We start from the raw sequence: 22,283 nt of genomic DNA on the forward strand, positions 1-22,283 counted from the left end.
AAGCTATTGGTTGATCATATAAAATCAACTAATAGCTTTTCTAGTGTAAGGGGCTGTTTTGTTACAGCCCCTTTATTTAAACAACTAAAGGAGTAATTTTGCATCTAAAAAATATGCTTTTTCCTTTTGTATCAACAGAAACAATCTGTATATGACAATATTTCATTTTTTGTTGCACAGTGTTAAACCAAGATAAAAAAGACTGACTTGATCCAACTATAGTAATATCTAATATATTATCATGTCGTGAACTACTATTAATAATAAGTGGTTCGTTATTTATACTTTCATATATATCATCTTCCCAATATTCATGAACAAGCAAAGATGATATTAACTTATAGGTATCAGAAGATAAAAATTGTTCTTGAACGGTTGTTTCTAGCTGATAATATTCAATATTTTCTGATACTATTTTACATTGCTCAATATAATATCTATGTATCCATAAAGAAAAAATAGCCACTATAATACTTATACTAGACGTCAGAATTACTTTCTTTAGTTGGGGCGTCATGCTGCTTTGTATGTCCTTCCAAATGGAATGAACAAATTCCCTCTGCTTTTTCCACTTGTTGTTTTCCATCAAATGTCACCTTTTTCATATGAGATTGAACATATTGAATATAAGAGTGGTATACATTTTCATTTGTTGCACTACCATCAACAGAAAATCCCTCATCAGAAAACTCTATATGCCGTATGCTTAAATTTCCTTTTGTAATCATCGCTCCATCTAATAATATGACCAGAGTAGACTGCTCATTAAATTCTTCATGAGATTTTAATAACTGCGATATTTTCTCTTGAATAGTATGATATTGCTGACGTACATCATTTGATCTTTCATCATCTTGTATTTGTTTATATCGTGCCACCTGTTCAATATAAGTTTTATAGGAATAACAGGCTGTACCAAGACAAAAAGCCCCCAATAGTATAAGCATCCCTGCACTAATATAAATATACAACTTATATTTACATAACCAAATATACCACCGTAATGAACGAGGCATAAAATTTAATAACGCATCATTACCATCCTTGTCCAATCCAGTGTAACCCCCGTGTAGCCATACCAATTGCCATATCCCAATCTAGATTACCTAATATGCAACGCGTACGACCTCTACCAAGAAACATCAACGGTATATATTCGGTATTTCCATATACCTCTTGTAAGGCACTAATGTCAATGCGCTGCTCTTCATTCAAATCATGAATATTATAAAAATGAACCCCCTGAATTTCCTCTACCCCAAAACGTTGTAATACTTCTTCCATTTCAATCAATGCAGCACTAATATCTGCGCCATTTACCTTTATAACACATTCCTTTACACAAGTATCTTTCCACCAAGCCCATAAATGCATACCATCTGGTTCTACAATACCAGTAACAGTTCCGCTTCTATGAAGCAACCCGTAAGTAACAGGCAATGGCCAACAATCAATTGTATCAACAGATGCACATGTATCACGTATCCCCTGACGTAGTAATTCAAGTTGATGACGGTCTACAGCAGCCAAAAATAAATAATAATTATGACGTGGGTATTCTCTACGACATGCGTCTAACTCAAACTCGTGTTCTCCAAAAGTAAATGTATCTTCTATATTCCATTTTATAAATTCTTTCACGTCAAAATTATGAGGATCAAAACTAGCCATCTTCATTTCTGTAGGTATGCAAGCAACAATACTATAAGCTCCTTCTTGTAAATCATAAGTTCTAATAAATTCTACGATATCCTCATCAATCGTACTAGTTCGCTTCATTTCCATTGCATCCGTGACAATCATGGTCTTATTTTCTATATGAGCTGTAACAGCAACAATATGATTCTCCGTGATAGAAAGTCCAGTATGAACCTGTTCTTTTTCTTTCATAGAAGTTCCTCCTTAATAAGGTTTTACATTAACAATTTCTAATGTATTATTATTCTTTTCTTTTACGTATATATGAACACGACTTGTTACACCATTAGAAACGGCATAACTCATCAAATGCTTCGGATTTGTAGACATTGAATCTGCCTTAATATACATATGGAGATTATCTTTATTTTCAATATCAAAATCTGATCCAAAATTCCATCGATTGCCACTATTACAATAAGCATAAAACCATCGAGCCCCGCTTTCGGCAGCATAATGAGACACAATAAGACGCATTTCATCCTTTGTATTACTCAACGATAAATCTGCTAACCTATTAATCCCTAATATAAGCATCAAAAGTATAAGCATTATATATATAGCAACATAAGTAACCATCCCAGAGGAATAACTAGAGCTCTTTCTTTTTCTTAAACCAATCAGAATGTGTTGATACTGCCGTCGCAACCTCATAGTTTGCTATACCTCCATAGCCTTTTGCATATTCCGTTCTACTATTAAATCGATTATTAACAACCCATTTAAGACTAAGAAGTTTATTAGTGTTTATAGAAAAAGGTTGTATTCCATCAACTTTACGCTTATCATCAGTACCTATAATACGACTGCCACTAAGTGGTTGTAAGCTACCATCACTTAATTTTCTATATAATGCCCTTCTTACCACTGTAAATGTAGTACGTTTATCATCTTTAATAGATAATATATGTCCATCTTCATTAACAGATGTCATGGCACTATTCCATATAATATGTGCTACAATGGCACGTCTTGTATATCGTCCATCCTCTAACATAGCCAAACTGTCATCTATGCGTTCAGTCAATATAAAACACGTCATGCATATCATGACTAGCATAAGAATAACAAAGGAACTAATTGTAACACTAATGAGCAATGATGGTAATATAAAACCATTTTTCTTTACTATATTTCGTTGTTCAATACCGAGGTGGTCCAAGAAATGTAGATAATTCATAAACAATAGCTCCATTATCAATAGCTTGTACTGTATATTTTAATAAGGTAATTCCTTTTACATTTTCCTCTTCAACATACTTTTTAAATACTATGTTCGATAAATTATGCCCATTAGAAGGTGGAATATCAGTATTACTTGGTATACTACCGGAATCATATTGAGCTTTCCCCTCTTCTATACAGGCCACTGTATCCTGTAATATATAATCATTAATATACGCCGTTTGTACTATTGTTAAGGTATTATTTAATACATAAAGAATTGTTGGCAGAAAAAGTAACACTAACGTTACTGCCATTAGTGCATCTCCATATAAAAACCCTCGTTTACTTTTTAATGATTTAATTTTGTCTATAACTACAGTATTATATGAACACAAATCACGATTATAACGATTCCCAACGAACACGTCCTGTCTGTACAGAAATCCATATGCGATTCGTCGCACCAGTTTGAGTGTCTTGTAATATAAATTCTGTCCCATCATAAGGTAATCCATAAGCAGAGAAATAAACTCTTTTCATTGTATATATACTTTCTATATGCTCCGGTAATTCAATCTCTATGGGATTTTGCATAAAACCTTCTCGTATAGAATACGTATGCTTCTTTAATATAAATTCTCCTTGTGCCATTTGATCATTTCGATGACCTAACATAGACCATAATTGAACCTTTTTAATAGCTAATACAACTTCTTCGGTACTTCTATTCAATTCATGTCGTTGTGGCATGGTAATAATACTACTAGTACCTATACTAATTAACAGCAGTAGTATAGTAATAGCAACAATCCATTCCACTAATATAGAGCCATTACAAAGATTTGTATTTTCTGTACTATTAACCAATATAACGCCTCCCACATAGTAGCAAAATGTAAACTATTCCATGCACCAATACATAAAAAAGGGCCAAAAGGAATATATCGTCTACAAGTATTATGAATACAATATAAGCTAGCGAGATAGAGGATACTAACAAAACAAGCAACATATACCATAATTATAATTTGAATACTTGTTAACCATATAGATATAGCACTTATCCATTTAATATCTCCCCAACCTAGGCCGCCTCGACTCAATTCTCTTAGCATTATACTTATGCATAAAACAACAAGAACATGTAAACAGGTGTCGATAACTGTATACTGTTCACCAATACTATATATAATACCTATAATAGTCAGAGCGATAGCACCTTCATCAGGTAATACATAATATAACTTATCAATGGTAGCACCTATTATGAGAAATAGTGAAAAGAAGCTATAACATATAATTTCAAATATTGTATAATCCCTAAAAATTAAAGGGATCATACTTGCCAATATCCATATAATTAGACCTATATATACCTTTTTCCCTTTCATATTAGAATCCTTATGTTTCCGGTGCTGTAACAACTACAGATTTACCGGTATTACCAGCAACTTGTTCATAAGTAATAACATATTCCTTCCCTTTTGTAGTTTTAACATGTTCCGTTAAATAACCTTCTTTATACAAGGTATCTACTGTAGGAGGCGTATCTAGATTTTTATCAATCATATAAAGCTGTGTTGCATTGCGTATAATCTGCATATCTGCAACTTGTTTTGCATTCTTTGCCTTATCCGCAGCGGACATAAATTGAGGCATTGCAATAGCCGCTAGAATAGCAATAACTGCTACAACCACCATAAGTTCTACCAGTGTAAAACCACCTTGTTTAGAACTCCGTAATCGACAATGACTAATATATCTAAAGATAGATTGTGATAATTTAGTTATATATTCTCTACAATAGATAATCATTTTGTAAGTCTCCTTTTATTGACCACTTAAAGATGAGATAGATGTAAATAAAGGGTACATAACTGATATAACAAGTATCGCGATACCAACCCCCATAATTGTAAGAAGAATTGGTTCCATGAGTCGCTCCATTCTCGCTATATATTGTGTTAATAAAGATTCATAATAATTACTACAATGATTAAGCATAGCCACTAATTCACCACTCTCTTCCCCAACAGAAATCATTTGCCATATAAAAGGATTTCCTATAGAGGCAGTTTTTAAACTTTCACTAAAAGAATGCCCTTTACAAAGCATGTCATACACATGACAACTACAAGTTTCACCATATTGATTTCTCCATATATGCTTTGTTATATGTATCGTATTAATAATCGAAATACCTGAGTCTAACAATAATGCCCAAATATGTAAGATATTTGTATAATATAGGGATGTTAAAAACATATTATGTTGAGCCAATAACCATAATTGTCTATCAAACCTATACTTAATTGCGGATTGTCTACAAGCATATATCAATATTCCAATAATACCTGTATGTATCCCTATATATATAAATGGATGTTCTCGAAGGGAATTTCCTAATACAAATAAACCTTTTGTCATCCAAGGCAATTCTATATGCATAGTTACAAACACACGGGAAAAAGATGGAATAATGAATAATATGGTAACTAAAAAAAATATATTCATTAAGATTAATAGAAATAAAGGATATGAAATAGCACTTAGAATCTTTTGTTGATATTTTCGTTCACGTTCATAATATGAGGCTATATATTGCAAAGATTCACCTACATTGCCTGACATTTCCCCACTTTCAAGTAGTGCTAATGCTATAGGTGGAAATGACTTTTGTCGAAGTACCTCTGATAGAGATTGGCCTCGTTGAATTCCCTCATATAAAGAACGATATAGCATAGTATTAGAACCTTCCATTAAAAGTTCCAATGACCGCCGAAGTGAAATACCCGATTGCAAAAGCAACCCAAGCTGATACGATGTAGCACTTACTTGTTTATGACTCCAGCGTACCGATTTACTAGATGATTTAACTATGCTACAAATAACATATCCTTCTAATTTAAGTTTAGTTCTAACTTCATCTTCTGAATCAGCCCATAATAGGCCCTGTATTTTTTTCTTATCTGTCGTTATTACTGTGTAATCATAAGCATTCATGTATTTCCTCTATGATAACTGTTGTTCCAATAAAGCATGCAGTTGTTGTGCCGATCCATACTGTTTTTTCACATCACGCACAGCCATTTCTAATGTTTTCATAGGTGCCTGTGTTTCCTGAATGGATACAATTTGTGGTTCTTTACGATTTCTAATTAAATTAGCCACGGCATTCGTATTTAACAGTATATCTCGTATTGTTATAAATGATGTCTCCCATCGTAACAATCGTTGGCATATGACAGCACGCAACACTTGTGATACCTGACTGCGGACTTCATCTTGCTGTTCACCTGGAAATAAAGATATCATACGATGCACCGCCATAACAGCACGTTGCGTATGCATAGTAGCTAATACTAAATGTCCTGTCTCAGCAGCATGTAATGCTGCTTCTAAAGTATCTCTATCTCTCAGTTCCCCCACCATAATTACATCAGGATCTTCTCGTAAAGCATCACGTATACCATGAGCCATTGAATCGACATCAATACCGAGCTGACGTTGATGGATAATAGAATGTAATGGTACAAACTCATATTCTACAGGGTCTTCCAGTGTTATTATGTGTTTATTCATAGTTTTATTAATGTATTCTATGCAACAAGCTAAGGTGTATGACTTACCACTTCCTGTAGGTCCTGTAACAAGAACTAATCCATCATGATATTCACATATCGACTTTAATACATCACTATCCTTAGAGGCATCAAGTGATAAATTAGCATGACACAATAGTCTTAACGTACCACAAACTTTATGATTTGCCCTATAAATATGTGCCCGAATACGAATACCATTACTGGTGAAAGCACTATCTACCGATCGCCAACCATCATCTGTAACCTCACACTTTTGTAGTACCTCGCTAAGCATATCTGTACTGCATATACGTGAAATAGATTCTAAGCCTTTTGCTGCACGTATATAAATGGGTTGATCTACTTCAAGATGTATATCGGTAGCACTTAAGTCTAAAGCTAATGAAATTATCTGATCTATAGTTATAGCCTTATCTTTAGTAGTCAACTGTTTACTATTACAATAAGATTCCTGCACGGTGTACCTCCTCTAAGGTTGTGATACCAGATTCTATAGCAACATGAGCAGAATCTTGGAGTGAAAGATACATATATGTATCTACATGATTCCAATCTATATTACTCGGTGGTAATTCTACATATTCAAATAGACCTAATCGCCCTTGATATGAATGCGTAATACTATCAATACGTCTCACTAATCGTTGAGATAACGAACCAATTAAAGTTGCATGTAACAAATAGGGTTCAACCCCCATATCAACAAGTCTACCTATAACACCTAAAGCAGTATTTGTATGAACCGTAGTAATCACTCGATGCCCTGTCAATGCAGCTTTTACAGCAAGCTGTGCGGTTTCATTATCTCGTATTTCACCAATCATAATTGAATCTGGATCTTGCCGTAATACAGTGCGCAAACCTTTAGAGAAAGTAAAGCCTATTTTTTCATTTATACCAATTTGAATGGCTCCATCTATTTTAGCTTCTATAGGATCTTCTAAACATATAAGCTTAGTTTCTTTTAAATTTAGCATGCGAAGCATAGCATATAATGTGGCGGTTTTACCGCTCCCAGTAGGGCCACAAATAGTTATAAGACCATATGGGCGCTTTAATAATGCTATAATTTTCTCTTGTAACTCAACAGACATACCAAGTTCTAGAAGATTTTTGTGCACACCTTCGTTTCCCATCAATCGACAAACTATTGCTTCACCATATAAACTGGGCATACTAGATACTCGCATAACTACAGCATATGATTTTGCATGCCATTCCCAACGACCATCTTGAGGTAACCTCTTTTCACTAATATCCATACCACTAAATACTTTAATACGATTCACAGTCATATCTGCATCTGTAGAATCAATAAGCATATACTCCGTCAATAACCCATCAACTCTTAATCGTACCTGTACACCATTTGGAACTGGATCAAAATGTATATCACTAGCACTAACTGTAATGGCATACGTTATGATTGAATCTAATGCAACATCTACATACAATGTCACCCCCTCCTTTATACTTTGCGGTGTGTTTATACATCACCTTTGCTTATTGCACTATGTAATTCTTCATCTTGATACAAAGTCCTCTTTATTTTAAAAAAATCCACAATGCGTGTATAAGAACAGTAAAAAAAGAGATTCTCTTGAGTTTTTATAACTCAAGAGAATCTCTTTTATAATGTAACAGCGATTTAACTATTCTATTTTTTTAAATTATAAAATACCGCATCACCTTTGTATTGTGCTGTTTCATATAACATTTCTTCGATACGAAGTAATTGATTGTATTTAGCAACACGTTCAGAACGAGCAGGAGCACCTGTTTTGATTTGACCTGCATTAACAGCCACCGCAATATCAGCAATAAATGTATCTTCTGTTTCACCGGAACGATGAGATACTACACAAGTGTAACCAGCGCGTTTTGCTGTTTCCATAGCATCAAAGGCTTCTGTTAATGTGCCAATTTGATTTACTTTTACAAGAATGGAATTAGCTACGCCAAGGCCGATACCCTTTTCAAGACGTTTTGTATTAGTAACGAATAAATCATCACCTACAAGTTGAACGCGCTTGCCAAGACGTTCAGTTAATACTTTCCAACCATCCCAGTCTTCTTCGGCAAGACCATCTTCAATGGATACAATAGGATATTTATTTACCAAATATTCATAGAAATCAACCATTTCATTGGCAGTCAAAACTTTGCCTTCACCAGATAGATGGTATTTACCATCTTCATAGATTTCACTGGAAGCCACATCAAGAGCTAATTTAAAATCTGTACCAAGTTCATAACCTGCACGTTTAATAGCTTCGCAAATTACTTCTAGCGCTTCTTCATTAGAAGCTAAATTCGGTGCAAAACCACCTTCATCACCTACAGCAGTGCTAAGACCTTTATCATGAAGTACAGACTTCAAGGTGTGATATACTTCTGCACAGCTACGCAATGCATCACTGAAAGTTTTTGCACCAACCGGCATAATCATAAATTCTTGAAGGTCTACATTATTATCAGCATGAGCACCACCATTTAGAATGTTCATCATAGGCACTGGGAGCTCTTTAGCATTAAAGCCACCTAAATATAAGAATAAAGGCAAATCTAAAGATTCAGCAGCAGCGCGTGCTACAGCCATAGATACACCTAAAATTGCGTTAGCACCTAAATTAGCTTTGTTATCAGTACCATCAAGTTTTAGCATTAAATTATCAATCGCTACTTGTTCAGTCGCATCATAGCCGATGATAGCAGGACCAATTTTAGCGTTCACATTATCTACAGCTTGTAAAACACCTTTACCACCATAACGTTTTTTATCGCCATCGCGAAGTTCTACAGCTTCAAACATACCTGTAGATGCACCAGATGGAACTGCAGCGGTAGCGATTGTACCATCTTCCAAACAAACTTCTACTTCTACTGTAGGATTACCACGAGAATCCAAAATTTCACGAGCTACAACTTGTTCAATTACTGCCATAATACTACCTCTTATTTATATACTAAATTAATCTAATAATAAACTTTCACCTGTCATATCATTTGGTTTATCAATATGAGCCAAAGCCAACATAGTCGGTGCAATATCACATAATTTACCAGACTTTACATGTTTATAACCATTCTGTGCATCTACTAAAATCAACGGTACCACATTAGTTGTATGAGCAGTATGTGGTTTTCCAGTCTCATGATTAACCATTTGCTCTGCATTACCATGATCCGCTGTAACTAAAAGCTGACCACCAACCTCTAGTATAGCCTTAGTTATTCGTTCTAATCCTGCATCTACAGTTTGAATAGCTTTAACAGCCGCTTTAAAGTCACCTGTATGACCTACCATATCTGGATTGGCATAATTTAAGATAATCATATCGTATTGATGACTATAAATAGCATCAACCACCTTATCTGTCACTTCGGGAGCACTCATCTCAGGTTGTAAATCATATGTAGCAACCGATGGAGATGGGACAAGAATACGGTCTTCACCTTCAAAAGGAACCTCATTACCACCATTAAAGAAATATGTCACATGTGCATATTTCTCTGTTTCAGCAATGCGCAACTGATGATATCCTTTATTAGCCAGAATCTCACCTAATGTGTTACGTAATGTATCCTTTTCATAAACGACATGAACCGGCAATCCATCTTCATACTTAGTCATTGTCGCCATGTAGATAGATATAGGTTCTCGTTTAAAACCATCAAAATCAGATACTGTTAAAGCTTTCGTCAATTCACGGGCTCTATCCGGTCTAAAGTTACAGAAAATAACAGCATCACCATCAGAAATAGTTCCATTTGGATCAATAACTGTAGGTACTACAAATTCATCATTAACACCGTCATTATAAGATTGCGCAACTGCATCACATGAGGAATCAGCCTTATTACCTACACCATTAACGATGGCATTATAAGCTAATTCCTCCCGATCCCATCGATTATCACGATCCATACCATAATATCGACCACTTACAGTAGCAATTTTACCGCAGTCAACATCTACCATAAAGTTTTCGAGATTTTTAAGATAGGTAGTTGCCGATTGTGGCGGTACATCACGACCATCAAGCAGTGCATGAACGTACACTTCTTTAATACCTTCATGTTTAGCACCAGCAATTACAGCCTTAATATGCTCTAACGAACAATGCACATTACCATCAGAAATAAGACCAATAATTTGTAATTTACCATGTTTTGCATGTTTATATAACTCTTGTATTACAGGCTTGTTATAAAACTCGCCACTCTCTACATCCTTTGTGATGCGCGTTAAGTCTTGATATACAATACGTCCTGAACCAAGGTTTAAATGACCGACTTCGGAGTTTCCCATTTGCCCTTTTGGCAAACCAACCGCAAGACCGGAAGCTTCTAATGTTGTATGTGGATACGTTTCCCATAAATAATTAAAATAACTTGGTTTTGCTTGTACTACGGCATTCGTCGTATCTGTTTGATCTCCCATACCAAAACCATCTAAGATAACTAGCATTACGGGAGCCTGTAATTTTGCCATATTTATACCTCTAGTATTTTATTTACTTACATCTTGAGCTGCCATGATGATTTCATTAAATTCATCTACTACCAATGAGGCCCCACCAACAAGGGCACCATCAATATTAGGCTCACTCAAAATTTCAAGAGCATTATTAGCTTTTACACTACCACCATATTGAATTCGTATTGATTCAGCTACAGTAGATGTATATAATTCCGCTATATAATCACGAATTGATTTACACACTTCTTCTGCTTGATCAGCAGTAGCAGTCTTGCCCGTACCAATAGCCCAAATCGGTTCATAAGCGATAATCAACTGTTTCACTTGATTCTCTGGAATATCTTTTAATGCACATTCTAATTGTCTATGAATGAAAGGAATCGTTTCATTTGCCTCTCTCTGAGCAAGACTTTCACCTACACAAACAATAGGTTGTAAATTATGAAGAAAAGCACTCTTAATTTTCTCATTTACCATGCTATCAGTTTCTCCATAATACTCACGACGCTCAGAGTGACCAATAATAACATAGGATACTCCAAGTTCCGTAAGCATAAGAGGCGAAACCTCACCAGTAAATGCACCTGCATCATGATAGTCCATATTTTGAGCTCCTACGCTTACCTGTGTATCTCTCGTTAAAGACACAGCTCTCTCAAGCGCAGTAAAAGGAGGGCATATAACTACCTCACAGTCCAAATCTTTATCACCTAAAAAACTGGTAAATGCTTCGATTAATATGGAACCAGAAGCAATGGTTCCATTCATCTTCCAGTTTCCTGCAATAATTTGTTTTCTCATATTATGCCTCTGTTAAAGCAGCAATACCAGGCAAAACCTTACCTTCCAATAATTCAAGAGATGCACCACCACCCGTTGAAATATGGCTAATTTTATCTGCTAAACCGCTTTTTTCAATAGCAGCTACAGAATCACCACCACCAACAATAGTCATAGCATCAGATTCTGCAACCGCTTTAGCTACAGCATTTGTACCAGCTGCAAATTTTTCCATCTCAAACACACCCATAGGGCCATTCCAAATGATCGTTTTCATATTAGCTAATGCTTCTGTATATAGTTCACGTGTTTTAGGACCAATATCCAAAATCATCCAGCCATCTTCAATTTTATCCACATCAACAATTTTTGTATTAGCATCATTGCTGAAATCATCTGCTACTACAGCATCGATAGGTGTCAATAATCTAGCACCTGCAACGCGTGCTTCCATAACTAAATCTGTAGCGATAGCATCCTGACCTTCTTCATATAAGGAACTGCCAATATTGCAGCCTTGAGCCTTAATGAAAGCATTCGCCATACCGCCACCGATAATCATAACATCTACCTTAGGTAATAAATTGGAAATAACAGAAATTTTATCTGTTACCTTAGCACCACCAATGATAGCTGCCATAGGAGTTTTAGGATGTACAACGGCCGCACTTAATGCATCGATTTCTTTTTTGAGTAAGAAACCTGCCCCCATAGGAATATAGTCAGCAATACCTACTACAGAAGCTGCATTACGATGAGACACCCCAAATGCATCATTAATAGCTACATCCGCAAGAGATGCTAATTGTTTAGCAAACGCTAGATCATTTTTTGTTTCTTCATTGTGATAGCGTAAGTTTTCAAGCATCAATACATCGCCAGGTTGTAATGCCTCAACGGCTTCCTCTACCTTAGGACCAACACAATCATCGACAAATGCAACTGGTTTGTTGATAAGCTCAGATAAACGTTTAGCACAAGGAGCCAATGTCATATCCGGTTTACGTTCCCCTTTTGGACGGCCAAAGTGAGATGCTAATATAACTTTTGCATTATGATCAATTAAGTATTTGATTGTTTCCAAGGCACCACGGATACGGGTGTCATCAGTGATGACACCATCCTTCATAGGCACGTTAAAATCCACACGCACAAAAACGCGTTTATTATCTACATTCATATCTAAAATGGTCAATTTCATCCTAGAATTTCCTCCAATTATAGACCTTTACTAGCTACAAAAGCTGCCATATCAATAAGGCGTTCAGAATAGCCCCATTCGTTATCATACCAAGAAACAACTTTCACCATGTTACCATCCATAACCATTGTCAAATCAGCATCAACAATGGAGCTACGAGGGTCAGAACTAAAATCACAAGATACCAAAGGAACATCAGATACACCAAGGATACCTTTTAATTTACCAGCAGCTGCTTTGCGGAATGCTTCGTTGATTTCTTCTTTAGTAGCAGGTTTTTCAAGTTCGCAAACAAGATCTGTAGCAGATACATCAGGAGTAGGTACACGCAATGCGAAGCCATCAAGTTTACCTTTTAGTTGAGGCAATACTTTTGCTACAGCCTTTGCTGCACCAGTTGTTGTAGGAATAATAGACATTGCAGCTGCACGAGCGCGACGAGGATCTTTATGACGTGCGTCAAGAATTTTTTGGTCATTCGTATAGGAATGGATTGTAGTCATCATACCGCGTTTAATGCCGAATTCATCACACAACACCTTAGCGAATGGAGCCAAACAGTTTGTTGTACAAGATGCATTAGAAATGATGTGATGTTTTGCAGGATCATACATATCTTGGTTAACACCCATAACCATTGTCAAATCTTCATTTTTACCAGGTGCAGAAATCAATACTTTTTTAACAGTAGGTTGATTCAAATGAACCTTTGCTTCCTCTGCATCACGGTATTTACCAGTACATTCCATAACAATTTCAACGCCTTCTTCAGACCAAGGCAATTTAGAAGCATCGCGATCATGGAATACACGAATACGTTTACCATCAACATAAATGTTTTCATCATCAAATGTTACTTCATTAGGGATTGTGCCATGTACGGAATCGTATTTCAATAATAATGCAGTACCTTCATTATCACCAGTTGCATTGATAGCTACTACTTCAACCTCTGGATTGTTAATTGCAGCACGTACTACACATTTACCAATACGACCAAAACCATTAATACCAACTTTAACTGCCATTGTTTTGTCCTCCTCAAAAGAACTATATAAATAAATGAAAACTATAAACTAAATTATAATACAGGAATATCTAGTAATTGGCGCATACCTTCTGCAGCTTGATCATCTATAATAAGGATTCCCTTTTTACAAGACCTCATCACACTGATAATAGCACTAGCTTTATCAAATCCGCCAGCTACAGCCACTACATGCGGTATGTTTACTATATCCCTTAATGAAAGCCCTATGTTGTTCGTTGCGTAGACAATAGAACCATCCATAGAGCAATATTGACCTAATGCCTCACCTACGGCATTACCATCAACTAATTGCCGGCGTACAGCGCCAGGAATATGTCGCACATCAGCCATATGGAGTGCTTGCCCAATACCAAAAACTAATACATCAGTTCTATGAATTAATTCGCTAATCTCCTTAATTTGGGGTTCTAATGTTACAAGCATATCTAGAGAATCTTTAGACAGTCCATCTGGTAAATGAAGCATCTTATACGAGCCATGCCAGCGTTCTGCTAGTACAGAAGCAATCACATTCGCTTGATACTCAACGACTTCACCAACACCACCACGGGCTGGTACAACCACAGGATGCAATACACTACTAGGCATTTCATCAGCCATGGCCGCCATAGTACTACCACCACTAACAGCCACAACAGACTCATTATTTACCATACGTTGAACAACTTTAGCAGCAGTAAAGCCCAAACGTTTTAGCATTAATGAACCTTCACTAGGTGTGATAATAACATCATCAATATGTAATGCTTGTTTCAACTGTTGCTCTAATTCGCCAACACGTTCGTATTCATAAAGAATATCCCTTAATTTAGGAACTAACTCTCGTCCTTCAGCACTTAAACAAATACCAGGTTTAGAAATCTCTACTAGTCCATTACCTCGCAATGCATCAACATGAGATCGCACAGCTCGTTCAGAAATATTTGTAGCTAAGGCTAAACTTCTGCGTCCCAGAGGTTCTTCGTAGGCTAAATGGCTCAATAACTTGTATCGATCCTTTAAGACTGTCATTAATTCCGGGGCTATACGATCGCATACCATTAAAAACTCATTCATAGGGTTCCTCCTTTACCCTGTAACAAGAATAACGATATTCGTCCCACAAAAACGAAATCAGTCCCACCCAGAATAAAAAAATACTTCTACAAGATTATTTTATACCTTATTACAACTTTATTCAAGTAAAAGACGCCCTTTCAGGCGTCTTTTACTTGAATTTATAAAATTATCTCTAAGATATATACGATTATTTAGTACCGAAAATCCGATCCCCTGCATCACCTAAACCAGGCAAGATATATCCATGTTCATTCAATGTTTCATCAAGAGCTGCTACATAAATAGGTACATCAGGATGTTCCTTATTAACAACCTCTACACCTTCAGGAGCTGCAACGAGGCACATCAATTTAATACTCTTAGCACCTTTTTCTTTCAACAACGTAATCGCTGCAGATGCACTACCACCAGTGGCAAGCATTGGATCGGTAACGATGAAATCACGTTCGCCCACATCGCTAGGTAATTTGCAATAATATTCTACTGGTTTTAATGTTTCTGGATCACGATATAAACCGACATGACCAACCTTAGCTGTTGGAATCAAGCTAAGCATGCCATTTACCATGCCAAGACCAGCACGCAAAATTGGAATAATACCTAATTTCTTACCTGCAATACGTTTCCCTGTCATCTTAGTCAATGGTGTTTGCACTTCAACATCTTCTAATGGCAAATTACGTGTAATTTCATAGCCCATCAACAATGTAATTTCATCTAATAATTCGCGGAAATCTTTTGAACCTGTTTGTACATCACGCATCAATGTAACCTTATGATGAATCAATGGATGTGTCATAACATTAACGTTCATGATAATGCCCCCTATAAAAACAATCCGAGTCTGAAGTTACTACTTCAACCTTTTACTTTTCATACCTACTCTATCACATATTTACAATTCTTGCCATATAAATATAACTAGTAAAATACACCAAAAGGGTGAGCAAAAACTCTTGCTCACCCTTAAAAGGTCTTAATATCCCGATAATATCTTATGAATTATAAGTTGGGATATAAAGGATATTTTTCACATAATGCAGCTACACGTTTTGCAGCATCTTGGTGCTTAGCTGTATCTTCTGGATTTTGAAGTACTGTAGCGATGATATCTGCAATTTCTTTCATATCGTCTTCTTTAAGACCACGTGTAGTCAATGCAGGTGTGCCTAAGCGAACACCACTAGTTACAAATGGACTAGCTGGATCGAATGGAATGGTATTTTTATTAGCTGTGATACCAATTTCATCTAAAAGATGTTCTGCTTCTTTACCAGTTAAGCCGGTATTGCGCACATCTACAAGCATAACATGTGTATCGGTACCGCCAGAAACGATAGTCAAACCTTTAGCCATCAATTCAGCAGCCAATACTTTTGCATTTTTAATAACTTGTTCAGCGTATACTTTAAATTCTGGTTGCAATGCTTCACCTAATGCAACAGCTTTTGCAGCGATAACATGCATTAAAGGACCACCTTGAATACCAGGGAATACAGCCTTATCAATAGCTTTTGCATATTCTTCTTTGCACAAAATCATACCGCCACGAGGTCCACGCAATGTTTTATGTGTTGTAGTTGTAACGATATCTGCATATTCTACTGGATTTGGATGTAAACCAGCAGCTACAAGGCCAGCAAAGTGAGCCATATCTACCATGAAAATCGCGCCTACTTCATGAGCTACATCAGCCATTTTCTTAAAGTCGATTTGACGGCTGTAAGCACTCCCCCCAGCAATGATCAATTTAGGTTTTGCTTCTAATACGATTTTGCGGAATTCATCATAGTCGATTTGTTGAGTTTCTGCATTAACACCGTAAGGAACAACATTGAAATATGTACCAGATACGTTTACAGGAGAACCATGTGTTAAGTGACCACCATGAGACAAATTCATACCTACAATGGTGTCACCAGGTTTTAACATAGCAAAATATACAGCAAAATTAGCTTGAGATCCGGAATGTGGTTGTACATTTGCATGTTCTGCACCAAATAAACGTTTAGCACGTTCAATCGCTAATGTTTCTACTACATCCACATGTTCACAGCCACCATAATAACGTTTGCCAGGGTAGCCTTCAGCGTATTTGTTAGTCAATACACTGCCTTGAGCTTCCATAACGGCTTGGGATACGATATTTTCAGAGGCGATCATTTCTAATTTATCGCGTTGACGCATTAATTCTTGATCGATAACTGCTTTAACATTAGGGTCTTGTTTTGCTAAGAAACTCATAGGAATCCTCCTTAAAACATATATAAATAATGTAATAACTAGTTAAGTAAAGATGTATTATTTTTCAAGAGCAGAAATTTTTTCTACACGGCGTGCATGACGACCGCCTTCAAATTCTGTATTAAGCCAAATCGTAACAATATCCTTTGCGAGACCCGGTCCAATAACACGTTCGCCCATTGTAAGAATATTAGCATCATTATGAAGTCGACTATATTTTGCAGAAAAAGAATCATGGCAAAGAGCAGCACGAATACCTTTAATTTTATTAGCACTAATACCAATACCAATACCAGTTCCACAAATCAAAATACCACGATCCGCTTTTCCTTCCGTAACTGCATGCGCTACAGGTTCAGCAATATCTGGATAGTCGCAAGATTCTGTACTATGTGTACCAAAATCTTCTACCTCATGACCTAATGTAGTCACTAATTCTGTAATTTCTTGTTTTAAATGTAATCCACCATGATCACAACCAATAGCAATTTTCATAATTTTCCATCTCCTATCCTTTAGATGATGTCAACCCGGCTTTAACTAATTTATAAATTTGCTTAGCACATTGATTATACACGTCTTGATCTGAACCAAAGGGATCAACCACATCCCCCTCTTCATGGCCCCATTCAGCAAGTGTTTTAATTTTAGATTCCTCAAAAGGGAACTGACGAAATAACACCGATTTATGATCTTGTGTCATACCTATAATTAAATCTGCTGAATTTACAAGCTCCATCGTAAGAGGTCTCGATTCATGACCAGAAATATCAGCGATAGATTGAATCGCAATCACAGCTTGTTCTGTAGGTTTGGCACCATACGCAGCAAATAACCCAGCAGAAACAGTAGTTACATCTAAACCAAGCTCCTTTGCTAAAGTTCGAGTAATTCCCTCTGCCATAGGGCTACGGCAGGTGTTACCAGTACATACATACAAAATATTCATAATTACATCCTTACTGCCACAACATTAGTGGCTATTTATACATTATAGCAAATACATCCAATATGTAAAGACATTTTTCTATTATGAATGGACATAATAAATATTACAAAATTGCTTATAAATGAATAATATTTCCACCACAAGCTTTTTCCATACGATTCATAATGGCTACACCAAGGCCTGAATTTTCAACACCTTCTGCCAAAATATAATCTACACCACATTCATTAAAATAATGTAAGGTTTTATAAAAATCATGGGCTAAAGTAACTGCATCACCACAATGTCCATACACATGAAACTCGCCATGCACATTATTTTTTAACAAATCATACGTTTCTTGACTGACAAGAAATGCACCACGTTTAGTTGTTTGTTTGTCTATAACGTCTGTAAAAGCTTGAGCTACCGCCTTTGGCAATCCAATAAATGCACGCATAGGCGCATCAGGAGCATAATGCTTATACTTCATACCTGGAGCCTTTGGTGCTTCATTTTGAGACGATAAAAATGGATCATAAGATACAGCCTCTACAACTCGTTCTAGCATTTCTTTTGTAATACCACCTGGTCGTAAAATGGTTATACCATCATCCCTAACCTCTACAACAGTTGATTCTACACCAATCGTACAGATTCCAGCATCTACAATATATGGAATACGACCATTCATATCATCATATACGGCTTGCGCTGTAGTCGGACTTGGACGGCCTGAAATATTGGCACTAGGGGCTGCAATTGGCACACCAGCTAAAGCCAATATTTCTCGACAAATAGCATGATCCGGACATCGTAATGCCACTCGATTCAAACCACCTGTAGCACGATTTGGCACTAGGTCAGATTTCGGTAATGTAATCGTTAATGGTCCAGGCCAAAATGCATGAATTAATTTATTGGCCGTTTCAGGAATTTCTTTCACAAGCGGTTTAATGCTTTCCGCATTTGATACGTGTAATATCAATGGGTTATCTGATGGGCGGCCTTTAGCAGCATAAATTTTATCCATTGCTTCCTCATCAAGGCCATTAGCACCAAGACCATATACAGTTTCCGTAGGAATCGCTACCACCTCACCAGAACGCAAAGCATGTGCAACTAATTGAAGATTCTCTTTTGTAAGTTCAGTAATGATTTTAGTATCCACACTCTCACCCCTTCATACGAGCCGTTACAACACGATTAATGCCCGATAAATCAGCTGCAAAGGATATATTTACATAGGAGTCAACAGCCTCCAATAAAGATTTTACAGCTTCAGCCTGATCATATCCTACCTCAAAGGCCACAAGTCCATGAGGTTTAAGATATTTTACGCACTCCATAGCTAACTGACGATAGAAATCAAGGCCATCTTCACCACCAAATAATGCAATATGAGGCTCATTAAGTACATCAGGAGACAGGATTTTCTTATCCTCTAATCGAATATACGGCGGATTAGATACAATCACATCAAACAACTCATTATGATGTTCTAAATAAGAAAACATATCCGATTCGTAAAATTCGCTACGACTTTCTAGATTAAATATTTCCTGATTTCGCACAGCCATAATAAGGGCATCGCGAGAAATATCAAGACCCATCCCCGATGCTGCCGGCAAGTAATGTAAAAGGCTTAGCAAAATAGTACCAGGACCCGTACACATATCAAGAATTCGAATAGAATCTTGTTGATGATACGTATGTAACACATATTCAACTAATGTTTCTGTATCAGGGCGAGGAATGAGAACCTTATCGTTAACAGAAAATGTTAATCCCATAAAATCTTTTGTTCCCGTTAAAGATGCCACAGAATATCCTTTAGCACGTTCAATAACAAGGGGTCTAAATCGATCAAGTTCTTCTTGCTCTAACGGTTGATCATAATTCGTATATAGATATATCCGATTCTTTCCTAAAACGTGATAAAGCAGTACTTCCCCATCAAGTCGAGGTGTATCCATCCCCTTGCTTTGAAAGTACTGCTCTGTCCACTGGAGAATACGACCAATCGTCCAAATCTCCTTATACATTTGTATTAGCCTCCTGCATTTTAGCTGCTTGGTCAGCAGCATTTAAGGCTTGAATGATTTCATCAAGATCGCCATTCAAAATAGCATCTAATTTATACAATGTTAGATTGATACGATGATCTGTTACGCGACCTTGCGGATAGTTATAGGTACGAATACGTTCACTACGATCACCTGTACCAACTTGGCTTTTGCGGTCAGCGGCCATGCTAGCTGTAGCTTCTTGTTCAGCCTTATCTTGCAATTTTGCACGCAATACACGCATCGCTTTTTCTCTGTTTTGTAATTGAGAACGTTGATCTTGACAAGCTACGACAATACCTGTTGGTAAGTGAGTAATACGTACAGCAGATTCTGTTTTATTGATATGCTGACCGCCGGCACCACTAGCGCGATATGTATCGATTTTCAAATCTTTATCATTGATTTCAATATCAACATCTTCCATTTCAGGAAGTACTGCCACAGTAACCGTAGATGTATGTACACGGCCCTGCGTTTCTGTAGCTGGAACCCGTTGTACACGATGTACGCCAGATTCAAATTTCATCTTAGAATATACATTCTCACCATCTACAGAGAATACAACCTCTTTAAAACCCCCTAGTTCAGGTGCATTAGCATCGATAATTTCGCAACGCCAGCCTTGGCTTTCAGCATATTTTGTATACATGCGGAATAAGTCGCCTGCAAATAATGCCGCTTCATCACCACCAGCACCACCACGAATTTCGATGATAATATTTTTATCATCGTTAGGGTCTTTTGGTAATAAGAGGATTTGTAATTTCTCTTCCAATTCCTCTTTTTGAGGTTTTAATTCTTTCAATTCTTCTTGAGCCATTTCACGGAATTCTTCATCCATCGATTTATCTTCAATGACTTCCATAGCTTCATCAATACCAGACAAAACCTTTTTATAGTCTCTAAAGGCCTCTACAGTTTCAGATAATTGCGCATGTTGACGTGTTAATTTACGCCATTCATCTTGACGTGCAATAACTTCAGGGTCACTGATGCGTTGCTCTAAATCCATAAATTTATCTTCAATAACTTGTAATTTATCTACTAACATATGTAACCTCAATCTTAATATGTTTCATCTTCATAAGCATCTTCTTCTGGAGGACGTACCTCTTCTAATGCACGAATCGCAACCTCAATTTGATCCGCTTCTGGTTCACGTGTTGTCATGTATTGCAATGCTAAACCAGGTTTAACAAAAGATTTCACAAAAGAGCTTTCACTACGTCCAGCAAAACGAATACATTCATAAGCAATACCTGCCACAACAGGCATCAATAAAACACGTGAAACAATACGTTCCACTAGGTTAGGCCAACCTAAAAAGGCAAATACAAATATACTAACTACCATTACAATGAGTAAAAAATTTGTTCCACATCTCGGATGTAACCGAGATTGAGCACGTACATTTTCTACTGTTAAAGGTAGATCATTTTCATAAGCATGAATGGTCTTATGCTCTGCTCCATGATATTGGAATACACGTTGTATATCCTTAGTTTGACCAATGCCCCATATGTAAAGCAAAAACAAAGCCAATCGAATAGCACCTTCAACAAGGTTCAAAATAAAATGATTATCTTGAATACCGGGAATAAATTTAACTACAAATGTAGGAAGGGCTACAAATAAAGCAATTGCAAATAGTGTAGAAACAATCATGGTAATCACAATTTCACTATTCGACATTTCTTCCTCTTCATCACCAGCTGCTTTAGCAGAGAAGGACAATGCCTTCATACCGATAACGAGAGATTCATATAAGGCTATACAGCCTCGTAAAAATGGTTTCTTTAATATAGGATAGCGCTCTTGTATGGACGTGGTTGCTTCCTTTTGCACCACGATAGAACCGGAAGGTTCACGTACAGCTGTTGCCGTATATCCTGGTCCACGCATCATAACGCCTTCAATTACAGCTTGTCCACCAACGAACTTCTTAATACGTTCTTTTGCCAAAAGATTTCCTTTCATAAACAAATAGAGGCAGAGCCC

Annotated in this window: 26 protein-coding genes; all 26 read right to left on the bottom strand. The window is 36.7% G+C overall.

Annotated elements, in window-relative coordinates; all coding sequences use genetic code 11:
- Positions 1–76: 76 nt before the first annotated feature.
- The 26 genes from Q0E20_RS01445 to Q0E20_RS01570 all read right to left on the bottom strand — a co-directional run bounded on the left by Q0E20_RS01445 (position 77) and on the right by Q0E20_RS01570 (position 22,262).
- On the bottom strand, positions 77–466 hold the full coding sequence (locus tag Q0E20_RS01445; RefSeq protein ID WP_295995226.1) for a hypothetical protein: 390 nt from the start codon (positions 464–466) through the stop codon (positions 77–79).
- Between the two features lie 13 nt (positions 467–479).
- Positions 480–1,052 carry a hypothetical protein gene (locus tag Q0E20_RS01450; RefSeq protein WP_295995229.1) on the bottom strand — a complete coding sequence of 191 codons (573 nt, stop codon included), beginning with the start codon at positions 1,050–1,052 and terminating at the stop codon, positions 480–482.
- On the bottom strand, positions 1,036–1,890 hold the full coding sequence (locus Q0E20_RS01455) for a hypothetical protein (RefSeq protein WP_295995232.1): 855 nt from the start codon (positions 1,888–1,890) through the stop codon (positions 1,036–1,038). Before Q0E20_RS01455 ends, Q0E20_RS01450 begins: the two co-directional genes overlap by 17 nt.
- Positions 1,891–1,902: 12 nt before the next feature.
- Entirely contained in the window at positions 1,903–2,250 is a 348-nt protein-coding gene (locus Q0E20_RS01460; protein WP_295995236.1) for a hypothetical protein, read from the bottom strand.
- Between the two features lie 40 nt (positions 2,251–2,290).
- Positions 2,291–2,878 carry a hypothetical protein gene (locus tag Q0E20_RS01465; protein WP_295995239.1) on the bottom strand — a complete coding sequence of 196 codons (588 nt, stop codon included), beginning with the start codon at positions 2,876–2,878 and terminating at the stop codon, positions 2,291–2,293.
- Positions 2,841–3,179, bottom strand: a complete 339-nt coding sequence (locus Q0E20_RS01470; RefSeq protein ID WP_295995242.1) for a hypothetical protein — start codon at positions 3,177–3,179, stop codon at positions 2,841–2,843. Before Q0E20_RS01470 ends, Q0E20_RS01465 begins: the two co-directional genes overlap by 38 nt.
- An 88-nt stretch (positions 3,180–3,267) precedes the next feature.
- Positions 3,268–3,732: a hypothetical protein gene (locus Q0E20_RS01475; RefSeq protein ID WP_295995245.1), complete on the bottom strand. Its 465-nt coding sequence runs from the start codon at positions 3,730–3,732 to the stop codon at positions 3,268–3,270.
- A complete protein-coding gene (locus Q0E20_RS01480) occupies positions 3,684–4,256 on the bottom strand; it encodes a prepilin peptidase (RefSeq protein ID WP_366509618.1) in 573 nt (190 codons plus the stop codon). The genes Q0E20_RS01475 and Q0E20_RS01480 overlap by 49 nt, the downstream gene beginning before the upstream one ends.
- A gap of 10 nt (positions 4,257–4,266) precedes the next feature.
- Positions 4,267–4,680 (bottom strand): competence type IV pilus major pilin ComGC, encoded by a 414-nt coding sequence (locus Q0E20_RS01485; RefSeq protein ID WP_295995248.1) that lies wholly within the window; start codon positions 4,678–4,680, stop codon positions 4,267–4,269.
- Positions 4,681–4,695: 15 nt separating this feature from the next.
- Positions 4,696–5,868 carry a type II secretion system F family protein gene (locus Q0E20_RS01490; protein ID WP_295995250.1) on the bottom strand — a complete coding sequence of 391 codons (1,173 nt, stop codon included), beginning with the start codon at positions 5,866–5,868 and terminating at the stop codon, positions 4,696–4,698.
- A gap of 9 nt (positions 5,869–5,877) precedes the next feature.
- A complete protein-coding gene (locus tag Q0E20_RS01495) occupies positions 5,878–6,927 on the bottom strand; it encodes a type IV pilus twitching motility protein PilT (protein ID WP_295995253.1) in 1,050 nt (349 codons plus the stop codon).
- Positions 6,908–7,924, bottom strand: a complete 1,017-nt coding sequence (locus Q0E20_RS01500; RefSeq protein ID WP_295995255.1) for a GspE/PulE family protein — start codon at positions 7,922–7,924, stop codon at positions 6,908–6,910. The genes Q0E20_RS01495 and Q0E20_RS01500 overlap by 20 nt, the downstream gene beginning before the upstream one ends.
- A 203-nt stretch (positions 7,925–8,127) precedes the next feature.
- The gene (eno, locus tag Q0E20_RS01505) at positions 8,128–9,414 is read right to left on the bottom strand and encodes a phosphopyruvate hydratase (protein WP_295995258.1); all 1,287 of its coding nucleotides are present in this window, start codon (positions 9,412–9,414) and stop codon (positions 8,128–8,130) included.
- A 27-nt stretch (positions 9,415–9,441) separates the two neighbouring features.
- A complete protein-coding gene (gene gpmI, locus Q0E20_RS01510; RefSeq protein WP_295995261.1) occupies positions 9,442–10,965 on the bottom strand; it encodes a 2,3-bisphosphoglycerate-independent phosphoglycerate mutase in 1,524 nt (507 codons plus the stop codon).
- An 18-nt stretch (positions 10,966–10,983) separates the two neighbouring features.
- A complete protein-coding gene (gene tpiA / locus Q0E20_RS01515; RefSeq protein ID WP_295995264.1) occupies positions 10,984–11,754 on the bottom strand; it encodes a triose-phosphate isomerase in 771 nt (256 codons plus the stop codon).
- Position 11,755: 1 nt separating this feature from the next.
- Entirely contained in the window at positions 11,756–12,934 is a 1,179-nt protein-coding gene (gene pgk / locus Q0E20_RS01520; protein ID WP_295995267.1) for a phosphoglycerate kinase, read from the bottom strand.
- 17 nt (positions 12,935–12,951) lie between these two features.
- Positions 12,952–13,962: a type I glyceraldehyde-3-phosphate dehydrogenase gene (gene gap, locus Q0E20_RS01525; RefSeq protein ID WP_295995270.1), complete on the bottom strand. Its 1,011-nt coding sequence runs from the start codon at positions 13,960–13,962 to the stop codon at positions 12,952–12,954.
- Between the two features lie 53 nt (positions 13,963–14,015).
- Positions 14,016–15,041, bottom strand: coding sequence for a sugar-binding transcriptional regulator (locus tag Q0E20_RS01530; RefSeq protein ID WP_295995272.1), 1,026 nt, complete (start codon positions 15,039–15,041; stop codon positions 14,016–14,018).
- Between the two features lie 190 nt (positions 15,042–15,231).
- Positions 15,232–15,858, bottom strand: coding sequence for a uracil phosphoribosyltransferase (gene upp / locus Q0E20_RS01535; protein WP_005376354.1), 627 nt, complete (start codon positions 15,856–15,858; stop codon positions 15,232–15,234).
- 188 nt (positions 15,859–16,046) lie between these two features.
- Positions 16,047–17,288: a serine hydroxymethyltransferase gene (glyA, locus tag Q0E20_RS01540; protein WP_295995276.1), complete on the bottom strand. Its 1,242-nt coding sequence runs from the start codon at positions 17,286–17,288 to the stop codon at positions 16,047–16,049.
- Positions 17,289–17,345: 57 nt separating this feature from the next.
- Positions 17,346–17,783, bottom strand: a complete 438-nt coding sequence (rpiB, locus tag Q0E20_RS01545; RefSeq protein WP_295995278.1) for a ribose 5-phosphate isomerase B — start codon at positions 17,781–17,783, stop codon at positions 17,346–17,348.
- Between the two features lie 13 nt (positions 17,784–17,796).
- On the bottom strand, positions 17,797–18,237 hold the full coding sequence (locus tag Q0E20_RS01550) for a low molecular weight protein arginine phosphatase (RefSeq protein ID WP_295995281.1): 441 nt from the start codon (positions 18,235–18,237) through the stop codon (positions 17,797–17,799).
- Between the two features lie 115 nt (positions 18,238–18,352).
- A complete protein-coding gene (locus tag Q0E20_RS01555; protein WP_295995284.1) occupies positions 18,353–19,387 on the bottom strand; it encodes an L-threonylcarbamoyladenylate synthase in 1,035 nt (344 codons plus the stop codon).
- Between the two features lie 4 nt (positions 19,388–19,391).
- Positions 19,392–20,261: a peptide chain release factor N(5)-glutamine methyltransferase gene (prmC, locus tag Q0E20_RS01560; protein ID WP_295995287.1), complete on the bottom strand. Its 870-nt coding sequence runs from the start codon at positions 20,259–20,261 to the stop codon at positions 19,392–19,394.
- Positions 20,254–21,336, bottom strand: a complete 1,083-nt coding sequence (gene prfA / locus Q0E20_RS01565) for a peptide chain release factor 1 (RefSeq protein WP_295995290.1) — start codon at positions 21,334–21,336, stop codon at positions 20,254–20,256. The genes prmC and prfA overlap by 8 nt, the downstream gene beginning before the upstream one ends.
- 14 nt (positions 21,337–21,350) lie before the next feature.
- Positions 21,351–22,262, bottom strand: a complete 912-nt coding sequence (locus Q0E20_RS01570; RefSeq protein ID WP_295995293.1) for a DUF1385 domain-containing protein — start codon at positions 22,260–22,262, stop codon at positions 21,351–21,353.
- Positions 22,263–22,283: the final 21 nt, after the last annotated feature.

Source organism: uncultured Veillonella sp. (genome assembly GCF_934230905.1).
Classification (GTDB): Bacteria; Bacillota; Negativicutes; order Veillonellales; family Veillonellaceae; genus Veillonella.